The organism is Bacteroides sp. AM44-19, from assembly GCF_003603395.1.
In the GTDB taxonomy this organism is placed as follows: domain Bacteria; phylum Bacteroidota; class Bacteroidia; order Bacteroidales; family Bacteroidaceae; genus Bacteroides; species Bacteroides uniformis.
Map to the genome: position 1 here is coordinate 211,737 of NZ_QTNB01000004.1, position 21,168 is coordinate 232,904.

The 21,168-nt window shown below is 47.5% G+C and carries 11 protein-coding genes; all 11 read right to left on the bottom strand.

The window, feature by feature from the left end:
* Positions 1–34 precede the first annotated feature (34 nt).
* The 11 genes from DW947_RS08935 to DW947_RS08985 all read right to left on the bottom strand — a co-directional run bounded on the left by DW947_RS08935 (position 35) and on the right by DW947_RS08985 (position 21,101).
* Positions 35–226 (bottom strand): hypothetical protein, encoded by a 192-nt coding sequence (locus tag DW947_RS08935; protein ID WP_229095646.1) that lies wholly within the window; start codon positions 224–226, stop codon positions 35–37.
* A gap of 63 nt (positions 227–289) precedes the next feature.
* Positions 290–1,426 carry an aldose epimerase family protein gene (locus tag DW947_RS08940; RefSeq protein ID WP_117720922.1) on the bottom strand — a complete coding sequence of 379 codons (1,137 nt, stop codon included), beginning with the start codon at positions 1,424–1,426 and terminating at the stop codon, positions 290–292.
* Positions 1,427–1,455: 29 nt separating this feature from the next.
* Positions 1,456–3,486 carry a hypothetical protein gene (locus tag DW947_RS08945; protein ID WP_117963403.1) on the bottom strand — a complete coding sequence of 677 codons (2,031 nt, stop codon included), beginning with the start codon at positions 3,484–3,486 and terminating at the stop codon, positions 1,456–1,458.
* A 33-nt stretch (positions 3,487–3,519) separates the two neighbouring features.
* Positions 3,520–6,246 (bottom strand): glycoside hydrolase family 78 protein, encoded by a 2,727-nt coding sequence (locus DW947_RS08950; RefSeq protein WP_117963405.1) that lies wholly within the window; start codon positions 6,244–6,246, stop codon positions 3,520–3,522.
* 5 nt (positions 6,247–6,251) lie between these two features.
* Positions 6,252–7,259, bottom strand: a complete 1,008-nt coding sequence (locus DW947_RS08955) for a family 43 glycosylhydrolase (protein WP_005826142.1) — start codon at positions 7,257–7,259, stop codon at positions 6,252–6,254.
* A 27-nt stretch (positions 7,260–7,286) separates the two neighbouring features.
* Positions 7,287–8,255, bottom strand: coding sequence for a glycoside hydrolase family 43 protein (locus DW947_RS08960; protein WP_057259006.1), 969 nt, complete (start codon positions 8,253–8,255; stop codon positions 7,287–7,289).
* A gap of 3 nt (positions 8,256–8,258) precedes the next feature.
* Positions 8,259–9,227, bottom strand: a complete 969-nt coding sequence (locus tag DW947_RS08965) for a glycoside hydrolase family 43 protein (protein ID WP_057256598.1) — start codon at positions 9,225–9,227, stop codon at positions 8,259–8,261.
* 244 nt (positions 9,228–9,471) lie between these two features.
* Entirely contained in the window at positions 9,472–12,114 is a 2,643-nt protein-coding gene (locus tag DW947_RS08970) for a family 43 glycosylhydrolase (protein ID WP_117963407.1), read from the bottom strand.
* Positions 12,115–12,198: 84 nt separating this feature from the next.
* On the bottom strand, positions 12,199–13,773 hold the full coding sequence (locus tag DW947_RS08975) for a RagB/SusD family nutrient uptake outer membrane protein (protein ID WP_117866487.1): 1,575 nt from the start codon (positions 13,771–13,773) through the stop codon (positions 12,199–12,201).
* A gap of 23 nt (positions 13,774–13,796) precedes the next feature.
* Positions 13,797–16,847 carry a SusC/RagA family TonB-linked outer membrane protein gene (locus DW947_RS08980; RefSeq protein WP_117866488.1) on the bottom strand — a complete coding sequence of 1,017 codons (3,051 nt, stop codon included), beginning with the start codon at positions 16,845–16,847 and terminating at the stop codon, positions 13,797–13,799.
* 300 nt (positions 16,848–17,147) lie between these two features.
* Positions 17,148–21,101, bottom strand: a complete 3,954-nt coding sequence (locus tag DW947_RS08985; protein WP_117963409.1) for a hybrid sensor histidine kinase/response regulator transcription factor — start codon at positions 21,099–21,101, stop codon at positions 17,148–17,150.
* Between the last annotated feature and the right edge of the window lie 67 nt (positions 21,102–21,168).

The window sequence follows — 21,168 nt, forward strand, 5'->3', positions numbered from 1 at the left end:
ATTTTACCAAGACAGAGTATTTAAGAAAAACAAGTTACTTTGCCAACACAGCGACAACTAACGGGTGATATTTGTCTGCTCCTAATTCGATGCGGGCATCCACACCATCTATAGTTACTCTAATAAGTTCAACACTGCCATAACCATCATTATACTTCCAATGGGAAATAATAGAATGTTCCTCTCCGTCACCAAAGATATAGGGACAAACAAACGTACGCCTCAATACTTCAGGCTTCTTGTCATATTTATATCCATCCCATAAAGGCAGGCTATGCCTGCCTTATATTTATTTCTTCACCGAGAAGCGATAAATGCAATGACTGTCATACTTCTCTCCCGGCTTCAGCAATGCAGAAGGCCATTCCGGCTTGTTGGGCGTATCGGGATACTTTTGAGTCTCCAGACAGACAGAAGCACGATGACCGTACACAATACCTTTCTTTCCGGTCAGTGTGCCATCCAGGAAGTTACCGGCATAAATCTGAATGCCCGGTTCGTTGGTATAGACATCAAGCACAATACCCGTTGAGGGAGATTCGAGGGTGGCACACGGGCGGGTGACATCGCCCTTCGTATTGAGTACCCAGTTGTGGTCATAGCCCTTGCCGTTCTTCAACTGCTCAAAGTCATTGTCGATACGGGCGCCAACAGCAGTAGGAGTGCGGAAATCCATATCCGTACCTTCTACGGAAACAATCTCACCGGTAGTCATGAAGGTACTGTCCACGGGGGTATAAGCATCTGCATCGATAGTGAGCAGATAATCCGAATTGGACTTGGAGGGGTCACCGTCCAGGTTAAAGTAAGAATGGTTCGTCATATTGACAACAGTGGTACGGTCTGTTTCGGCACTGTAACGAATGTCGATGGCATCGTCATCTGTCAGCGAGAAAGTGACCTTGCAGGTCAGGTTACCCGGGAAGCCCTCCTCTCCGTCTTTCGACAGATAAGTCAGTTCCAAAACCTGATTACTCAACTGGCGGGCATCGAACACTTGATATTGGTATCCCTTGGGACCTCCATGCAGGCAATGACCGTAATTGTTGCGCGGCAGCTGATACTCTACCCCATCCACTGTAATCTTACCCTGGTTGATGCGGTTGGCATAACGTCCGATGGTAGCGCCGAAATCCGAAGGGAACTTGATGTAGTCCTGAATGGAATCGAAGCCCAGCACCACATCACGCATAACGCCATCCTTGTCCGGCACCATCACTGATACAATACGTCCACCGAAATTCGTAATACAAACTTCCATACCATTCTTATTCTCCAAAACAAACAAGTCTGTCTGCTTGCCATCCACTTCCGTACGGAAGTTCGCAGGTTCCAGTCCAGAAGCAGTCTTTTCACTCGCCTGTTTGCCCGTGCAAGCCGATGCCAATAGCATCACGCTTGCCAACAAAGTCATCATCTTATTCATAAATACAATATTGGTTACTGTTTAGACTATCATTTTTTCAACAAGAACTGCTCCGCACGTCCCGGAGTGAACAACTCCCACAAAGAAGCGACCGTCCAGCCCGGAGCGAAGATATTGTTGTAATATCCCTTTCCGTTACGTCCGTAATCCCAATTGGTATGCTGCACCACTTCCGGGTAATAGCCTACTTTGGCAATGCCGCACATGTGTCCTTCATACGGCAGTAACTGGCGCATGGAAGTGGAAATCACCTCGGCAAAGTCAGAGAAGCGCGGCTCGTTGTACTCCTTGGAGAGCCAATGCAGCACATCGGCAAATTCGAAGATAAATACATCGATATGGTTATTCTCTACCGACACATTTCCCCAACCACGGGTTTTCAAGCCGATATCTCCCAGCATCTGACCTTCGGCAAAAGGAACATCCCAAGTATAATACCATGACAAGGCAAAATAAGCGGCTTTCTTTGCCAGACCGGCATAGTGTGCACGCTCTTCTCCTTTGGTAACCAAAGCCAGGTAATAAGCAGCCGTAGCAGCATACAAGGAGGCTTCCTTGTCCTCGCAGTTGGCATCCAGCGTAGAAGAGAAATAATCGGCTTTGGATATCAGTTCCTTCTCCAGATAGTCTACCGTACGCTTGGCGCTTGCCAGATAACGCTTGTCTTTGAAATACTTGGACGCCATCACCAAAGGCAATGTTGCCGAAGGCGTGCTACCACCGCTGGCATCCACGACAGAGAAATCATCCTTGAACTTGCGCGGGAAGCTGCCGTCCTCGTTCTGCAACTTGAGGAAGCTGTCCAGCATGCCCTTGATGCGTTTCTCCCATTCGGGGTGTTTACGCTTCTGCTGTTTCTCGTAGTTCAAATAGTTCAAGATGGCATACACTCCCTCGGACTGACGGCGGATGCTATGTCTGGTTTCCTTGAAGCCGCGGTTGTAGTGTACCACTTCGTTGAAGAAACCGGCAGGCGAAAAACCGTTCTGGAGATAAGTGTCAAAGATATGATTGGCATTGTCCACCAGGTCTTGGCGGTTCTGCTGTTTGCCATACTCCAAAGCATTGAAAGCGTTCAGCAATGTACGTCCCACAAAGCCCACTTCGGCAACATCGGTATTGGCACAAGTAGCAGTCTCCAACTCTACACCGGAATAATAATGAGTGGGGGTATTGCCAACATAGCTTTCCACGAAGAAGTTGCTCATCACCTCCTTCATGCGGTCTACCGTGTAAGGTGTGTCAACCGGTTTCGGACGGTTAGTGTCATAACAATACTCCCAGGTGCGCTGTACGCATTCCGAAAAATCGGCAGCATTCCTTTCGGACACCTCCCAAGTCATGGAGATGCTGTCACCCTTACGAAGCAACTGGAAAGCCTCAACGGCAGGAGCCAGCGTCAATTTGCGGATATATGTCTTCGGTGCTTCCTTATAGGGGAAACCGTATGCCAAGACAGTCATACCATCCACATTGCAGAAACCGGTATATCCGATGGAAGTCTCACCGGACAAGATTACCTCTCCCTCCTTATGAGTGGTCAAAGCTTCCTTGTCGAACTTGTCAATACGGATAACCGACATGGACGTACCACTTGCCGGATTGAAAGCTGCCGTCAGCGGAGTGCTCAAACGGTCCTCACGCACCAGCCAACTGTCCGATGTGTGGAAAGAAGGGGCTTCCTTCGGCGAACGCAGGTTGCGGCGATACCAGAAGCCCGGCATGTAGAACTGGCAGTCTGAATGCTTGTAACCGGTCTTTATCTGTTCCCCGTAGTTGAAATACACATTTTCCAGCGCCTTGAGTGTGACGGTAATGCGCTGTTTGCCATCCTTGTCCACCACCTGGCGGATGATGTCCAACGGTAACTTTTCCGAAGCCCGGCAGCTGTACATACCATCCTGCATCTTCTGCAAGGCCAGCGGATATTGCTTGGCATCATTCCCCGGCACTTTCAAGGAAATAGAAGCAGAGATGTCTTCCGGAGCAGCATTTGTCGCTCCGGCACCCGTAATGCCCACCAAAAGCATTACCCCCAAAAACAATCTTTTTAGTCTCATAGTTACATCTGTTTTATTGTTGTTAGAAAAATATCATTCAGACATGAATACATACTTGCCGGAGCCCAATTCGACTACCAGCTTACCGTCAGCCTCCTCCACGGAATGAATTCCCGCCTGACCGGCATCTACCTGTACATGGAAGTCAAGCGGCAGCTTGACCGTAGCGGTTGTATTGGCAGGAATCTCAACGTTCCACTCCAGCTTATTGCCATCACGTTTCCAGGAACTTCCTATTCTGCCATAAGGCGATACATGCGAAGCATTCACATAATTCAGTTTTTCCGGGAATACCGGTTCCATCAGAATCTGCTTGAACCCGACGGAAGCGGGAGTATTCTTTATGCCGGCAAGATCCTCATAGAACCATATCAGCAGATCTCCCAAAAGCATCACATGGTTTCTTGAATTCATCGCCGGATTTGCCGTGTCACCATTCCATAATTCCCAAATGGTGGTTGCACCCTTCTTAATCATGTAACCCCATGAGGGATAAGTGTCATTGGTCACTATCTTATAGGCAAGTTCCAGTCCGCCGTACTCGGTAAGTCCGCGCATCAGATGCTGGATGCCAAGCACACCGGCACTGACATGTCCCTTACAGTCTTTTTCCGTCTTCTCCACGACATTGGCAAATACTTTATCTTCATATCCGTCGGGAACCAGACCCAGTCTGAGGGAAAGCAGGTTTGCCGTCACCGTATTGTTGTCATACTGTGCAGTCTCAGTATTGAAGAATTTCTTGTTATAAGCGTCCTTGACCTTAATGGCAAGTGCTGCATACTCTTCAGCATCTGCCGGAAGTCCGTTCATTTGCGCGAACTTCTCCATCAGTTGCAGAATACTGTAAAACACCGTTGTACTCAACACTTCACCGTTCGTCTTACGGGCAGGGTCCTCCGAATGAATCAGCTCCGGCGACTCGGGAGGCATGCACCAATCCCCGTATTCATCCTTCACCAGAATATAGTCCTTCATTTTGGTCTCCGTCATGTGGTTTACCCAGCGCTTCATGGACGGATAGCGCTCTTTGATGGAGCTATCATCGCCAAACTGGCGGTAAAGCATGTCGGCTACGTAAAAATAGGCAGCCGGCCAAGTCACGTCATCATGGAAGATGGTCCAGTAACGGGGAGATACCACAGAGATACTTCCATTTTCATTCATGGACTCTTCTATATCCACCAGCCACTTCTTATACATCAAGGCATTGCCGAAAATGAAACTTTCACCATAGGCACCGGTAGTGCGGTCGCCCAGCCATCCAAGACGTTCATCACGCTGGGGGCAGTCGGTAGGCATACCGCGATAGTTTCCACGGATTCCCCAATAGGCATTCTTGTGAATTCTGTTAATCAACTCCTCGGAAGTCTCGAACGTACCGTTCGTTGCCATTTCATCATACACCACCTTACCGATGAAATCATCCGCTGCCGGTTCATAGTCCAAACCGGATATTTCCATAAAACGGAAACCATGGTAAACAAACAACGGTTCCCAAACAAACTCACCGTCAGCGGCAGGAGTATAAATATCCGTGACAAGGGCACTGCGCAGGTTGTCAAGATACAGTTCCGTACCATTGTCCTTCAGCACTTCGGCAAAACGCATGGTAATGGGCTTGTCCTTCTTGCCACGCAGTTTCACCTGCTGTATTCCTACCATATTCTGCCCCATATCCACGATATATCTTCCATCACCTACCGATTTAACGGATATTGGCTTTATTTCCTCCATCACCTTCAGACTCGGAGAGAGCTGTGCCACAAGTTTTCCTTTGGGAGCCTCCATCCGTTCGGCCGGTTTCCATCCGGAATCATCATAGCCGCTTTCCGCCCATTTGCCCAATTCCAAGCGGGCATCATACCACTCACCGTCAAACTCGTTGTTTGCGGTTATAGGACCGCAGTTCGTCACTTTCCAGGAGTCATCGCTGGCTACCGACACCGTCTCACCATTGTCGTACTCTATATTCAACTGCGCCATGAGACGGGGTAAACCAAAACCTACCATCCCATTGGCACGCATGGAAAGATACCGGCCGTTGCCCAGAGCCACGCCTATCGTATTGGTACCGGACTTCAACAAGGGGGTGACATCATAGGTCAGATAAGATACAGAAGCATCGTACCAGGTAGGCAAAGGACCGAATACATCGTTTCCAATCCTCTCGCCATTCATATAGCATACGGAAGAGCCTACTCCCGAAACATAAAGGACTGCACGCTTCGGCTGTGACGGCAAATCAAACTCCTTCCGCAGATAACGTGCCGGAAGGATGGTCCGCTCACCGTCCAGTTTCAAGTTTGTACTGTCGTTCAGTCCAATCCAGCCGGCTTTCCAGTCCGAACTGTCCAGCAAAGCCATTGACCAATATTGGATACTACTTTGCGCCTTGTCACCGGTATTTGTCCATACAGTGACACGCCACCAATATTTCTGTCCCGACTCCAAAGACGCCCCTGCGTACTTCACTAGCACCGATTGGCCAGACTCCACACGACCGCTGTTCCATACCAGCCCGGAGCCGGCCTGCAAGCCCTTTTCCGAGTCCGCCACTTCAATCTGATAAGCAGTCTGCATCACATCCTGCTTGTCGGTTACCAGTTGCCATGAGAAACGGGGAGCCGATACAGCTACTCCTTCGGGATTCTTCCGCATTTCAACAGTGGTTTCCTCCACTTTCAAGGAACTGCCACCCGATACTTGACAGCCCATCATCAATAGGGCCAACAAGGAGATTAAAATAGATTTCTTCATACTTGTCAGAATTTCGGTTTCTCCGCTTCCGTGGATGCAACGGAGCCTTCTACCGTCGGCCATCCGTCTTCCCAGCTAATCTTATCCAACATCAATACACGGCCTTCAGGCTTCTTTGTGCTCACCGCATGATAGAAGAACCAGTCATTGCCGGCATTGTCCGTCACAATCTCCGAATTATGACCGGTACCCACAAAGGAATTGCTTTTCTGAATCAGCACTTCGTGCTTGTTATCCATCATGCTACCGCCATTCTTGTCGACATAGGGGCCGAAAAGATTATCTGAACGGCCTACAACAGTAGTGTAAGTACTCTTCAATCCCTCACAACAACTTCCTATGGAAGCGAAGAAGTAGTAATGCCCGTCCTTCTTGTGAATATAGGTACCTTCGTAAGCGGTTCCTGCCACTTGCTGCGGTGTGGCGCCGTCCTTCAGAGAGAGTCCGTCATCAGACAGTTCAATCGCATAGATTCCTCGAAAACTGCCCCAGAAAAGATATTTCTTCCCTCCATCCTCTATATAGAAAGGGTCGATGGAGTTCTGTACATTGATTTCATTGCTGCGGAACATCTTTCCGTGGTCCGTAAAAGGTCCCTCAGGCTTATCGGCAGTAGCACAACCGATGCCGCAAGTTAACTCGCCTCCCCAAACAGACATAGAATAATAGAGCACGTATTTATCACCTATCTTGTTGATGTCCGGCGCCCACAAACCGCCGTTCGGCTCAAAATCAGGCCGCGTACGGTCCGTAAAGGCAGTACCTACATACTCCCAATCCACCAGGTTCTTGGAACGGTGAATCGGCAGATTGCGTATGTCCTCGGTGGCATACAAATAATAGTAACCATCATCCCCCTCAATGACAGAAGGGTCTGGCAAACTATAATCTATCACCGGATTGCGATAGACATTCTTCGGCTGTTGTTCTTCCGGTTTATCCTCTTTTGTAGCCGATGACGAGGAACAGGCTATCAGACTGCATAACACTGATAATACAAGAAACTTCTTCATACAATGTATTCTTTTCATTCTTTCATTTTACTTTTCGGGTGATGTACTGCCCAATACCTGCGGACGGATAAGAGAGCCACCGATAGAAACCGTTCCCTGGTCGGAAATGGCAAAATCCTTGATATACGAAGTGCGCGGCTGTACTTTCGTGGAATCCCAATGTGCATGGAAAATGTATTTCCAGCTACCGTCCTTACAGCAGAAGGGTGCTCCATGACCGGTACCCATCAAGCCGTCGGCATGTTGCAGAATCGGATTTCCCTCGTATTTCTTCCACGGTCCCATCGGGCTGTTCGAAGTCGCGTAACCCACTCCGTAGTTCTTGCTTTCAAAGTGATTGGCTGAATAAACCAGGTAGTAGACACCCTCTTTCTTCAAAATTGAAGGACCTTCGGCCACCTTAGCAGGCTTGTCCTGCGAAAGTTCCCAAGGCTCTCCCACCTTAATGCACTCTGTCAGCGTCTCCTGCTTGATGCCGGTTAGGTCATCGTTCATCTCTGCCACCCAGATGACGTTGCCATCTGTAAAACGCACGAAATAAAGGTAAGGCGTACCGTCATCATCAATGAATAGAGAGGTATCGATACTCTTCTCATCCCATATCGGCTGCTTCACTTCCTGACGGAACGGGCCTTGGGGAACATCTGCCGTTGCCACACAGATATGCTCCTCGGTGGAGTAGAACAGATAAAACTTCTTTTTCGATTCGATGTAGTAGACCTCCGGCGCCCAGAATCCCCACGTACCGTAGGAATCTGCGGCCGACAACGCCTGGCCTTCACGCGTCCAGTTTTTCAAGTCATCGGAAGAGAAGCAGGCAAAGCCTTCTCCTTCTACCGTACCTCCAGTGCCGTAAGCATAATACTTGCCTTCGTAAAGCATTACGTAAGGGTCGGCAATCGGCAGATAGTCTGATTCTACAACCGTCTTCTCCTTGCATCCTGCAAAGCAAAGACAAAGCAACAGTAGCAATATATAATTCTTTTTCATATCCATCTCTTATTTTACTATTTTGGGCGTCATATAGTCCTTGCTGATTCTCATGCGGTCCACACCGTCCACTTTCTCGAAAGAAACGTCACTGATGTACATGGCACGTGGGTGGATACTACTCTTGTCCTTATGGGCATGGAAAACAATACGAAGCTTGCCTGCCTTGTCTGTGAAGGTGGCACTGTGCCCCACTCCAACCAGTTCTCCGGGTTTCTGCAGCAAAGGATTCTCCTCGTATTTGGTCCAAGTACCCATCAAATCGGTAGCTGTGGCGCAACCTATGCCGTAGAAAGGACTTTCATAGCTATTGGCAGAATAGGTCATATAGTAGAGCCCATTACGCTTAATGACAAACGGGCCTTCATTCACACGGGGCCATACCTCCTCCCATGCCTGAGAGACGTGGATACAAGGGTGCATGGTCTCCTTCTTGATAGTCATGAGGTCTTTCTCCAATTCGGCCACCCAGATGTTGAGCCCGTCGTTGAAACGGTCAAAGAAGAGATAAGGCGTGCCGTCATCATCAATAAACAGAGAGTTGTCAATGCATTTCTCATCGGCAATCATCGGTTCCTTCTTACTTTGGGTAAATGGTCCTGCAGGTGAGTCTGCTGTTGCCACACAGATATGCTCGTCTGCCGAGTAATACATATAGAACTTCCCGTTCACTTCGTAGACCTCCGGTGCCCAGAACCAGCGGTCGGCCCAGACATCCTTCTTCTGGAGCGCCATGCCCTTATACTTCCAAGTCTTCAAATCATCGGAGGTATAGACTTCGATGCCTTCATCCGCATGGGTGCCATAGGCATAGTAAGTGCCATCGTGCAACATGATGAACGGGTCGCCCAAAAGCACCGGCGTTTCAACTCCTTCGACAACAATATCGTCCACATCCTTATAGTCTGAAGAGCAGGACTGGCAGGAAGCCAGCGTGGCCAACAGAAACAGATACATACATATAAAATTCTTTTTCATGATTCTTTCTTAAACAATTGTTATGATGATAAATATTTACTTTCAAGAAGATGTTCCGTTACACCCGTATATTGAACCCTATTCAATCGTATACTGAATCCTATTCAATCGTATACTGAAATACATTCAGTCGTATACTGAATCACCCCAGTCCATCACACTGATTCACAAGGAAATACAAACACCGGCTTCTATATACATTTTTCATTACATATATACGGAACGGCACATCCCACGATTGCGTCTAATCGCGCCTCTGCCCTACATGATAATACAACGTACCACTATAAACCGGAGAGCCGCCCTCCGAACAGAATCCGATGCGGGATGCAGGGTAGCGTATATCCAAAGCTCCCAGCTCCCTGCCGTCGACAAACAGATACAGCTTGTCTGCACGACGCACGGCACGGAAATTATAGGATTCCTTCCACAATTCATGTATACCTATCTTATAGATATGGCGTTCCAAATCCTCCGCCTCCTTGTTGATGAAGCGGATGCCTTCTGCCTTCACCGGAGTAAAAGTACAATAATTATAAGCAGGGTGTTCAGCTACCCCCCTATCTTTACTTGCTATCTGATGCCATTCGCCACCATTCAGGTATTCTATATCGAATTTACCGAACATATCATCTGCAAATTCGGATTTATTACCTGCTTCGTGACGATTCAGATAGAGTGTATCCAACCATGTAGGTGCAGCAAAACGATAACCTTTCTCAATGAAGTCGGTATACTTCACATCCGGATAGAGCGTTTGCAGGCATCCCAGTGAAAACTCCTTCTTCCAAGCTGTTTTTCCTTTCTTCACAGCTGTCACCTCGAGCATACGGGTAGCACCATTAAACTGAGCCTTCACATAGTTATCCTTATCCACATAAACCGGATAACTGCCCGCCATATCTTGTTCGGACAAGCCGGACAACTGGAAGCTGAATTCATAATCGTTCAAGAAATCGCCTTTCAACAACTCCTCATTCCCCGAAAGCAGGAAATGCGCATCATCGAAACCGATGGTATAGGTGGCCCCTTCGAACAAGGCAGACTTTGTCTCATCAAATACTCCGGGAACACCCGCTTCTTCTGCCGGAAGAGCCTCTGCAAAGACATGTTTTCCCGGTGCAGGAATCTCATCCAGCCAAATCTTCAGACAGCCACCATTACGCTCAATGCGCAGATGATGGTACACACCCCAACGGAAATCTTCCGGCAGGGCATAGGATTCCTTATTTTCTTTACCGCCGACAAGTGTACGCAGGTACCAACTCCGGTTCTCGGCATCCAAACCTACATAGGCACAGTTATCCGCATCCTTCCACCAGGCAATGACGCCGGCTCCACCCTCGGTCTTGACTCCCGTCTCGAACAAGTAAGCCACGGACGGCTGTACTTGTTGCAACACACCGAACGAAGCTGTCTCGCCTTTACCCGCAAAGGTAGGCATCGAAGGTTCGGGATGATAACCTGCCGTGCGGGGACCGGTGATACCATCCACAAACAACGTCTTGTCGAAGAACTGGACACGGTTGATATATTGTCCCCGATGCTCGTTGTTCTTGTTTGCCATATAAATCAGCCACCATTCAAATCCGTTGGGGCCCCTCAGAATATTGGGCTGGCCGGGAGTCATCAGAATATCGTCGGCAATGCCGTCTTTCATATCGAACAGAGAAACGTCGAAGAATTGCGAACGTCCCTTGTTTGTTTCTACGGCAAGCAGATTCGTGCCTTCCTTCAAAGCAGCACGCAGCTTCTTGTCCAGGTTCACGATACAATAATTACGCCCCTGCTTCTCGTAGACAAGTGTTCCGTTCAGATAAATTCGGGTATCTCCGTCGTGAGCGACACGCAATGCCAGATTGCCGGTTTCGCTACCGGCAGAGAAAGTCTTTCGCAACCATAAGGAGGGCGTATTCCACAAGGTACCCAGATGCCGGGTGGTGGAACCTTTCACTTCACGGGACGAAAAGCCGGTCTCCCCCCTCGCCCAGCCGGAGTCATCGTAGGTCACTTTTGTCCAGTCGCCCTCCGGCTTGCTCTCCGTATAAGCAAACAACGGCTCATATGTGCGGCCATACCGCAATAAATCCACTTGCTTCTCCTCCAGTTGCGTCTGATTGCAGCCTACAACCGGATAGCTATATTTATTACCATTTTGAAAACCTAAAGGAGAGTCTGCCTCAGCAACTCCCAACTGATAATTGCCCCACTCTGTAGAGGTGTGGTTGGCATTATACATCATATAGTAGCGGCCTCTATACTTCATGACCCACGGTCCCTCCGCTACTCTGTTATCCATCGTTTCCCATGTATCCGGCAATGAGGCGAACTGGCACACCGGTTCGCCGGCAAACTCTGCCGGGTTCTTCATTTTACGTCCCCATATGGTATTTCCATCAGTAAAACGTACCATATACATGTATAGTTGTCCATCATCATCTCTGAATATTTTGGGGTCGATACGGTTATCCATCCATGTCTTCTTGTCCGGTTCTGTATAAGCGCCCAAGACATCTTTGCTCTGCGCATGTACAATGTGAACGGCATGCTTGTCCTTCCCCCAATAATTGACTGACCAGTACAAATGAAAATCTCCATTCAGATAGAACATGTCATTGGCATGAATCTGGTCATCTCCGGCTCCGCTGCCTCTGGTCCAGTCATTGTTCATGGATACGACATGGATAGGTTTCCCCCAATGAACCAGGTCATCGGATACATAGAAATCCCCGTTTGTACGGACCCCGCCAATATAATATTTGCCATTATATTTCATTACACCGGCATCCGCCACTCCCGGAAGTACCGGATTCTGGATGCTCTGCGCAAACAAGCTGCCGCAGCAAGCAAAAACGAATGGTAATAGTAGTTTTTTACAGACAAGCATATAGTATAAGATTTAAGAAAGAAAAGGCTATGCCGGAAGCATCCTGAATGAGAACAGGCTTCCAGGCATAGCCTTCTTTGGTTATCAATAGCCTGGATTCTGGTTGAGATGAATCTCGCCATTTACAGTACTTACATCCACTTCATCTCTAGGAATAGGCAACCGTCTATGCTTACCCACAACGAAGTTTTTGAAGTCTCTATCGCGTTTTTCCAGTTCCTCTATACCCGCTTCGGTATCAAGTAATCCCCAACGCTTCAAGTCGGCCCAACGCCAACCTTCAAAGCAGAGTTCCAAAGTACGTTCCATCTGCAGACGCTTGATAAAGGCATCTTTAGAGCTCAAGCAATCTTTCCATTGGCTGTCTTTCAACTTGGCCAGACCGGCGCGTTCTCTTACCTTGTCCACATAAACAGCAGCATCGGCAGGATTGGCACCCGTTTCAACAAGACACTCTGCATAGTTCATTAGGATGTCAGCATAACGCATGATGCGGTAGTTGTTACGTGCAAAGTAATCTTCAGCATCACGAAAGTAGGATGTGTTGTATTTACGGATGTAGCAATCCTCGGGATCCGTTCCCCAACCATCGTTCCAGTCGGCGTTCTCAAACCTATAATATTTCTTCGATTGGTCAGGGAAGTCCTGCGAAAATCCACGGTAAAGGATGCTGTTGTACAAGCGCAGGTCATTCTTTCCATCCACGCGCTTCTCTTTCAAGAACTCATCCACCAGCCAGCGGCGTGCCTTACCGTCTCCCCAACCTATACCACTCGGGGCATAGAACTGAGTACGCTGGAAACCGAATGCCATGCTGGCATCATTACCCGTACCACCCTTGTTCTGGTCATCGAACTGAATTTCAAAGATACCTTCCTTGTTGTTCTCGTCCAAATCGGTAAAGTTGTCTTCACGGTTTTCAATAAGGCCATATAAAGAACCTTCCTTGTCAATCAGCCATTGAAGCTCTGCTTTGGCCAAGTCATATTTGTGTTGCTGCATATAAGCCTTGCCCAGCAATGCCTTGGCTGCACCTTTGGTAGCACGGCCCAAGTTGGCAGCATCCCAAGATTCGGGCAGATATTGCATGGCAAATTTCAAGTCTTTCTCTACTTGGTCCCAGATTTCCTGTTCAGAAGCATCTTTCGGAATATAGTTGGCATCAGTAGGTTCCAACGGCATGGTACCCTTATCCCACAACAGATTTACTTGGAAATACCACAAGGCACGCAAGAAAGATGCCTGCGCCAATACGCGGTTCTTCGTGGTTTCATCCATCTCTATGTTGGGCACATTGGCCAACACTTGGTTGCAACGGAAGATGCCTACATAAAAATGTTCCCAGTGAACTGTATTCCCTTCATAAAAGTTGTAGTTGTTGTAAAGGAAACGTGTCCAGTCACCCAATTCAATCCAAGGAGAAGAACTCCAGCCCTCGTCCGATGTCAAGTCGTAGCGGAAAGAGAGCCAACGCATCCAAGTACCTTCCTTATAGAGAAAACTATAGCAAGCATTCACCCCGGCTGTAGCGTCCTCCGGCTTGTTCCAATAAGTAGTGTTAGTCACTTCGTTGGGATTGTCTATATCCAGCAAGTCGGCACTACATCCTGAAAGCAACCCCATGGCACCGACAAGCATCATTTTATATATCTTGTTCATAATTTCTGATTATTAGTTATAAGTTAAAAGGTCAAATCCAGTCCGAACATCACAGAACGCATATTAGGATAGGCAAAGCTGTCCGTACCGCTGTTCCACACAGAGTTCACTCCCTTAAAGTCAGGGTCCAGACCGGAATAGCCGGTAAGGGTAATCAAATTGCTTCCGGTAGCATACAAGCGAAGTTTCTCAATACCCAGATTAGCCAACCATTTCTGACGGAAATTATAACCGACTGAAATGTTCTTCATACGGAAGTAAGAGCCATTTTCCAAGAAACGGTCTGATTGAACAGAGTTGCGGTCATCACCATAAATGATACGCGGAGTATTGGAATTAGGATTTATTTGATAAGGCTCCTCGCCACTCTTGAAGCGAATATAGTTGGAGTTGTCCGAGAACAGGCGACCTTGCCAACGTGCTACATTGAACACCTTGTTGCCAAACTGGCCGTTCCACATCATGCTGAAATCAAAATCCTTCCATTCCGCATTGAACACCAATGACATTTGCATCTTAGCCCAAGGACTACCGCAATAATCACGGTCTTTGTCCGTAATCTGTCCGTCATCATTCAAGTCAAGGTATTTCACATCACCCAATTGAGGACGCTTTCCGTTAATCAAAATAGGAGTACCTGCCTCCACTTTATTCTCAGTTCCTTCGGGTACATGCGTTCCTTTCGTCACATACTCATCTATTTCCTGCTGTGTTCTGAAAAGACCGTCAGTTTGTCTCAAGTAGAATTCTGCCAACGAATGACCTGGTCTCGTTCTTGCCTGCCCCGAATCAATATAATCTCTACGGCTACCGTCACGCCCCAAACTTAACACTTCATTGTCGATAGTAGTGACATTCAGCAAAGCGCTATACTTAAAATCGGATACTTGGTCTTTCCAACCCAGTGTGAACTCAAAACCCTTGTTGCGAAGGCTGGCTGCATTCTTCCACGGAGAGCCACCTTGATTACCGGTAGAGATGGCAATCGGAGTTTCAGCAAGCACATCATTTGTCTTGGAATTGTAATATTCGGCACTAAACGTCAATCGCTGGTCAAGGAAAGCTGCATCAAAGCCTACATTCACTGTTTCCTTTGTCTCCCATAGAAGACCTGCATTTACCAGTTTCACCTGAGCGGCACCTGAATTGATGGCACCACCAAACACGGTTACAATACTTTGGTTGATGGTTCCGATATAATCCCAATCACCGATGGAAGAGTTGCCGAGACGCCCCCAGTTACCTCTAATCTTCAAATCATTAATCCAAGGCACATCGAAGAAGTTCTCCTTTGAAATTCTCCAGGCGCCAGAAATAGAAGGGAAGTTGCCCCAACGGTTTTCCTTGGCCAGACGGGAAGTACCGTCACGACGGAAGGTAGCAGTCAGATAATATTTATCATCATAGATGTAGTTCGCACGTCCCAGGTAAGAAATCATCGCATTCTCACTAATGCTGTTCGAGTTCTGCTGGTTGCTCTGCCCGGCATTCAATACGGTCAGATAGTCACCGTTGCCCAGCATCGGGAAGTTGAGACGAGAAGCCCATAGACCTTCCCATTCGTGGTGCTGGTAAGTTGTACCCACCACGGCATCCACATGATGCTTGCCAAAATCCTTATTAAAGTTCAAGGTGTGTTCAATCAACATGTTGTAGGTATTGTCACGAGCCTTCTGCCCTTCCGGGTCGCGGTGCTCCTGGTTCTGAGTCCAATTACCTTCGCCACGGAACCATGAGTTCTCGTAGAAGTAAAGGTCAATACCCCCGTTGAATTTATAAGAGAGGAAATCGAACGGTTTGAATTCCAACCATAAAGAACCATTCAAACGATTCTGGCGGAAATGGCGGTATTCCAAATCTTCGCGGGCAATCGGGTTCACTCCGAAAGTATTGTACTTGGCAGCATCACCATAGCCATATCCACCCGGATTGTTTTCATCGTAGATGGGAATGGTAGGCATCATGCGCAAAAAGTCATTGTAAGTATTTGTCTGGTTCGGGTCTGTGTTTGTAAGCGAATAAGCCAAGTTTTCACCAAAAGAGAACCACCCTTTCTTGCCTTGTGTATTGACACGGAAACTGTAGCGGTCGAATGTATTGCCATAAGAGACACCGTCATTATTATAGTAACCTGCCGATACGAAATAGTTACCGGAATCTCCACCACCGGAAAGGGACACATTATAATCTTGTACCAAAGCAGTCTTCAATACCTCGTCCTGCCAATTGGTGTCAAACTCGGAATGCTTTTGGGTAGAGTTCACGGTAGCGACGCCATTTTTGATGGCTTCATTATAAGCGATGTCGTTGTACTTGATGTACTCTTTGGCATTCATCAGGTCGTACTTGGGACTCCATTCCAGCGTTTCCTTCACGCTTACATTCACCTTCATGGGACCTTTGGCACCTTTCTTGGTGGTGACGATAATCACACCGTTTGCCGCACGAGAACCGTAGATGGCAGCAGCAGAAGCATCCTTCAAAATTTGAATAGATTCCGCATCGGCCGGATTGAAGTCAACGCCCGGATTGGTAATCATTCCATCGATGACCCACAACGGAGAGTTGTTGCTCAACGAGCCTACACCACGAATCTGAATATCGGCATCCTCGCCTGCACGCCCACTGCTGCGAACATTGACACCGGTTGCCAAACCCTGCATCTGGCTCGCCAGTGTTCCTGCAGCGCTTTTCTTCATTTCCTTGGTATCAACAACGGCAACCGCTCCAGTCAAGTCGGACTTCTTCACAGTCTGATAACCGATGACAACCACCTCTTCCAGTGCTTTCGAATCATCTTTCATCACCACACGCAAGGCAGTTCCCTTATAGACAACTTCCTGCGTAAGCATACCGATATAAGAAAAAACGAGTGTACTTCCTTTCTTTCCACTCACTGAGAAATTACCGTCAATATCGGTAATGGCACCCGTGGTAGTACCCTTCACCAATACATTCACGCCCACCAAAGGCTCACTATTTGCATCCGTCACCGTTCCCGTTATGGTCACATCTTGTGAATAAGCGGTAGCTGCAAACACAACAAAGAATAAGAATAAGATTTTCTTGATCATTTTTTATAGAATTAGATTTTAAAACTATGCGGAAACTAACGTCCGCTTTTAAATACACTGCAGAAAGTGATTAGTCACTTCTGCCAATCATAGAACATTGATTAGGATTTGTTACGTCATAGGCATAGGGGTCATAGTATTATAAATTGTTGGTTTTCGGATGCAAATATATCCGCATAAAGCTAAAATTAATGCAAATATTGCTTCAATCTATGCAATTATAAATCCAATCAAATGCCCCTGAGGTGTCTCTCAGGGGCATTTGATTGGATTGTTATATTTAGCAAGCATTCCATGCTATCATTTCACGAAGTCTTTGGGCAGAATACCGAATTGTTTTTGGAAGCACTTGGTGAAATAGGAAGGAGTATTGAAGCCGGTCATGTAGCAAACCTCATTGATTTTGCACTCCCCTTCCTTTAAAAGCTGCGCCGCTTTCTTCAACCGCTCCAGGCGGATGTAGTCATTGGGAGTCATATCCAATATGCCCTTTATCTTCCGGTTCAGGCTCGACCGGCTCATGTTCAGCAGGCTTGCCATATCATCCAGGCAGAAATCCGGATTCTGCATATTGGCAACCACCACTTCCTTCAATGTTTTAAGGAAAGATTCATCTGCCTTTGTCATTGCCATACTGCCCGTCTGCACAAAAGGAGAATTGACAAAAGAAGCCCGTAGCTTCTCACGGTTGTTCAGCAGATTGGCCACACAAACTTTCAGATATTCCACGGAGAAAGGTTTCTCTATATATACGTCAGCCCCCAGCTTCATTCCCTCTATTTTGGCTTGAAGGGTCGTCTTCGCCGTAAGCAGGATAATCGGTATATGGCTATAGTCAAGCTCGGACTTCAGATGCTCGCACAGCTCCAATCCATCCATCTCGGGCATCATAATGTCTGAAATGACAAGATTTACAGTATGTTCCTTCAACACCTTCAAAGCTTCCACCCCATTCACGGCAGTCAGCACACGATATTCCGAAGAGAGCTGTTTCACAACAAATGCCTGCATTTCCAGACTGTCTTCCACCACCAAAAGAGTATACCGGTGCTGTTCCAAGGCAGTACCTGCACCACTTTCCTCAGAGGATTCCCCGCCCGTTACCGGTTCTTTATGCTCCATAGCCACCGTCTGCTCGTGCTTCAGCGGAAGTGACAGCAGGAAACAGTTGTTCTCCATCGAATCTTCCATGCACAACGTACCCTCATGGAGTTCGGCCAATGAACGGGCAAGTGCAAGCCCGATACCGGTGCCGGGCACAGAGCGCAAGGTACCGGTTTTATACTGGATGAACGGCTTGAAAATCTCCTCGCGCATCTCTACCGGAATGACAAGGCCGTCATTGCATACAGAAAGCAGCAGTCTTTCACCTTCCGAATATAGCCTGATGCGTATATAGGTCTCCGAATACTTTATCGCATTGGTCAGCAGATTGCTGATAATCTTGGTAAGCCCTTCCCTATCAACCGAAGCATACAAGCTTTCGGGAGTCTCTATACTCAATACCAGCCCCCTTTCACGTGCCAAAGGCTTGAAACGCTTATACGTCTTTTGTAAGAGCTCAGACACGTCACATTCCACAAAATTCAATTGGAAGCCTTGCGTCTCCGTCTTCCGGAAGTCCAGCAACTGGTTCACCAAGTCGAGCAGCCGGTTGGTATTCAGTTCCATGGTCTCCAAATCATCCCTGATGTCATCCGAAACAGAACGGGAAGCCAATACATTCTCGAGCGGACTCTTTATCAGTGTAAGCGGTGTACGTATCTCATGCGCCACATTCGTGAAGAAGTCTATCTTCGCAGTATACAACTCCCGTTCCTTTTCCCGCTCAAACTTGTCCATAGCCTGCTGATGCTTCTGCCGAGTCCGTTTTCTGAAATAGATGATTATGGCAGCCAGTGAGCATAACGCCAATACCGTATAAACAGCATACGCCCAAGTGGAGAGATAGAAAGGAGGACGGATATGGATGTCGAGCACACGTTCCGTCGCGTTCCACTTGCCATCGCTATTGGAACCTTTTATACGCAATGTGTAGCTTCCATAAGGAAGGTTTGAATAGTTGATGATGGAATTCCGTCCTACCGTATACCAGTCGCGGTCAAAGCCTTCCAGCTTACATTCAAGACCATTCATTTCGGGTGCCTGGTAACTCAAGGCTGCAACCTGAAAAGAGAAAGAATTCTGGTCGGCATCCAGCTCTATCTCATCCGCATAGGTGATGCTCTTCTCCAAAGGAGAATCCGGACTATCCACCGAAAGCCGTTTGTTGAACAGATAAAAATCTGTAATCACTACGGGAGGGAGAAAAGTGTTCTCCACAAAAGTTTCCGGGTCAAAGGCTATGAATCCGTTGATACTTCCCAAATAGATGCGTCCCTTCTTGTCAATGTAACCGGACTGGAAATTAAATTGGTTGCTCAGCAGCCCGTTTGCCGTGGTATAGACATGTTTGCTCTCCGTATCGGGATTGAAGCAGACCAGACCATAATTGGAAGTAATCCATAAGTTACCCCGCTTATCCTCGACCATCTTGTAGATAGTGTTGCTCGGAAATCCTTTCGACATGTCATAACGGGTAAAATTGTCCGTTTCCGGATTGTAGCGGCAGAAGCCCTCACCCAGCGTCATGAACCACAGACGCTTCCTGCTGTCTTCGTAGATACTGATTACCTTATTGTAGGGAAGAGAGGTCGAATCATTCTCATTAGACAGATAATTCCTCCACTGCTGGCTTCTTACATTGTAGCAGAACACTCCATTGGAAAAAGTAGCAAACCACAGATTTCCGTTGAAGTCCTCCAGAATGTTATAAGTAAACATATTCTTCAGCTGAGGAATCCGGGTAAAGTCATCTGTAGAGCGATTGTACTTCAACAGACCGGACGTGGTGCCTATCCACACGTCTCCCGTAGTGGTCCTGCAAATGGTAAAGGCGTCATTGGCGACCATGGAATTCTCACTCTCACCCTTGGCATAATGTTTCACCTGTCTGGTCCGAAGATTCACCCGATTCAGACCACCGGAGAACGTACCTACCCACAAATCATCCCCGTCCAGGCAAAGACCGTGGACATTCTGATAAATGGCCGGATGCTCAAAAGGCTCTATCTTTCCGTTTTCCGGATTGTAATTGAACAAGCCTTTGTCTTCGGTGCCTATCCACAAGGTGCCGTCATTGCTTTCACAGATTTCCCGTACACGACGGCCGAAATGCCTGAGATTGTCTCTCGGATAGAACTTCTCGAAATAAGTCCACTGATAAGGGCAATAGTTCACCCCACCGAAATAAGACCCTATCCACATGCCGTTCTCCTTGTCGCAGCAGAGCGAATAAATGGCATTGTCCGACAATGCATACGAATCATCCTGGTCGGGAACGGTCAAATGGGTAATCTTGTCATTCGTCAGATTGTAAATATACAAACCGGACTCTGCGCCCACCCACAGCTCGTTGTCAGATTTGAACTGCAAAGCCCTCACATAGGTGTTCAGCAGCTTCCGCGTCTTGCCGGTAGTCTGGTTTATCTCGGTCAACCCGTTCAGCGAAGCGATATACACACAATTATGGGGTCCGCTGACCTGCCAGTTGATAATATCATTCTTGAAAATCTCATTTCCTTCCGCATCCTTGAAAGGCTGCAGAGGAGTTTCAAAGTCAGCTTTCGTATAGTAAAGATTATCCGCATACAAGGCCAGCCAACACGTATTCCCATTCAGCCAAAAGCGGGTTACATTGGGCAGTCCCGAATCGTGCAGATGGTTCAGCAACCTCCCTTCATCCGGTTTATAGCAGAACAACCCCTGGTTTTCTACCGATATCCAGATATTATCGTCCTCGTCACTTCCAATCATGGTGACAAAATCCCTGATAACACTGCCATTATCACTGGCCTCATCGAAAGCGGTAAAGGAATCCAGTACCGGGTCGTAAATAAAGACTCCCCCATCGGTACCAATCCAGATATTTCCCCGGCGGTCCTCGTAGAGCGCAGTTATGAAATTCTTGCCTAAACCGGAGTTCTCTTTCTTGTAAATACGGAAAGACAATCCGTCATAACGGTTCAGACCGTCCTTGGTTCCGAACCACATAAAGCCTTTCCTATCCTGCAAAATCTGATACACGGTGTTCTGCGAAAGACCGTTCCGGATATCCATCGTTCTGAAATAGTAATGAACAGCATCCTGCGCACAGACCGGCAATACCGCCCATAGGCACAGACTAAGGAAAAGCTTTATAATCAATCGTTTCATAACAACATTTTTAATGTACAATTTACCATTTACAAAGTACAATTTAACTATGCAGATGACAGCGCAG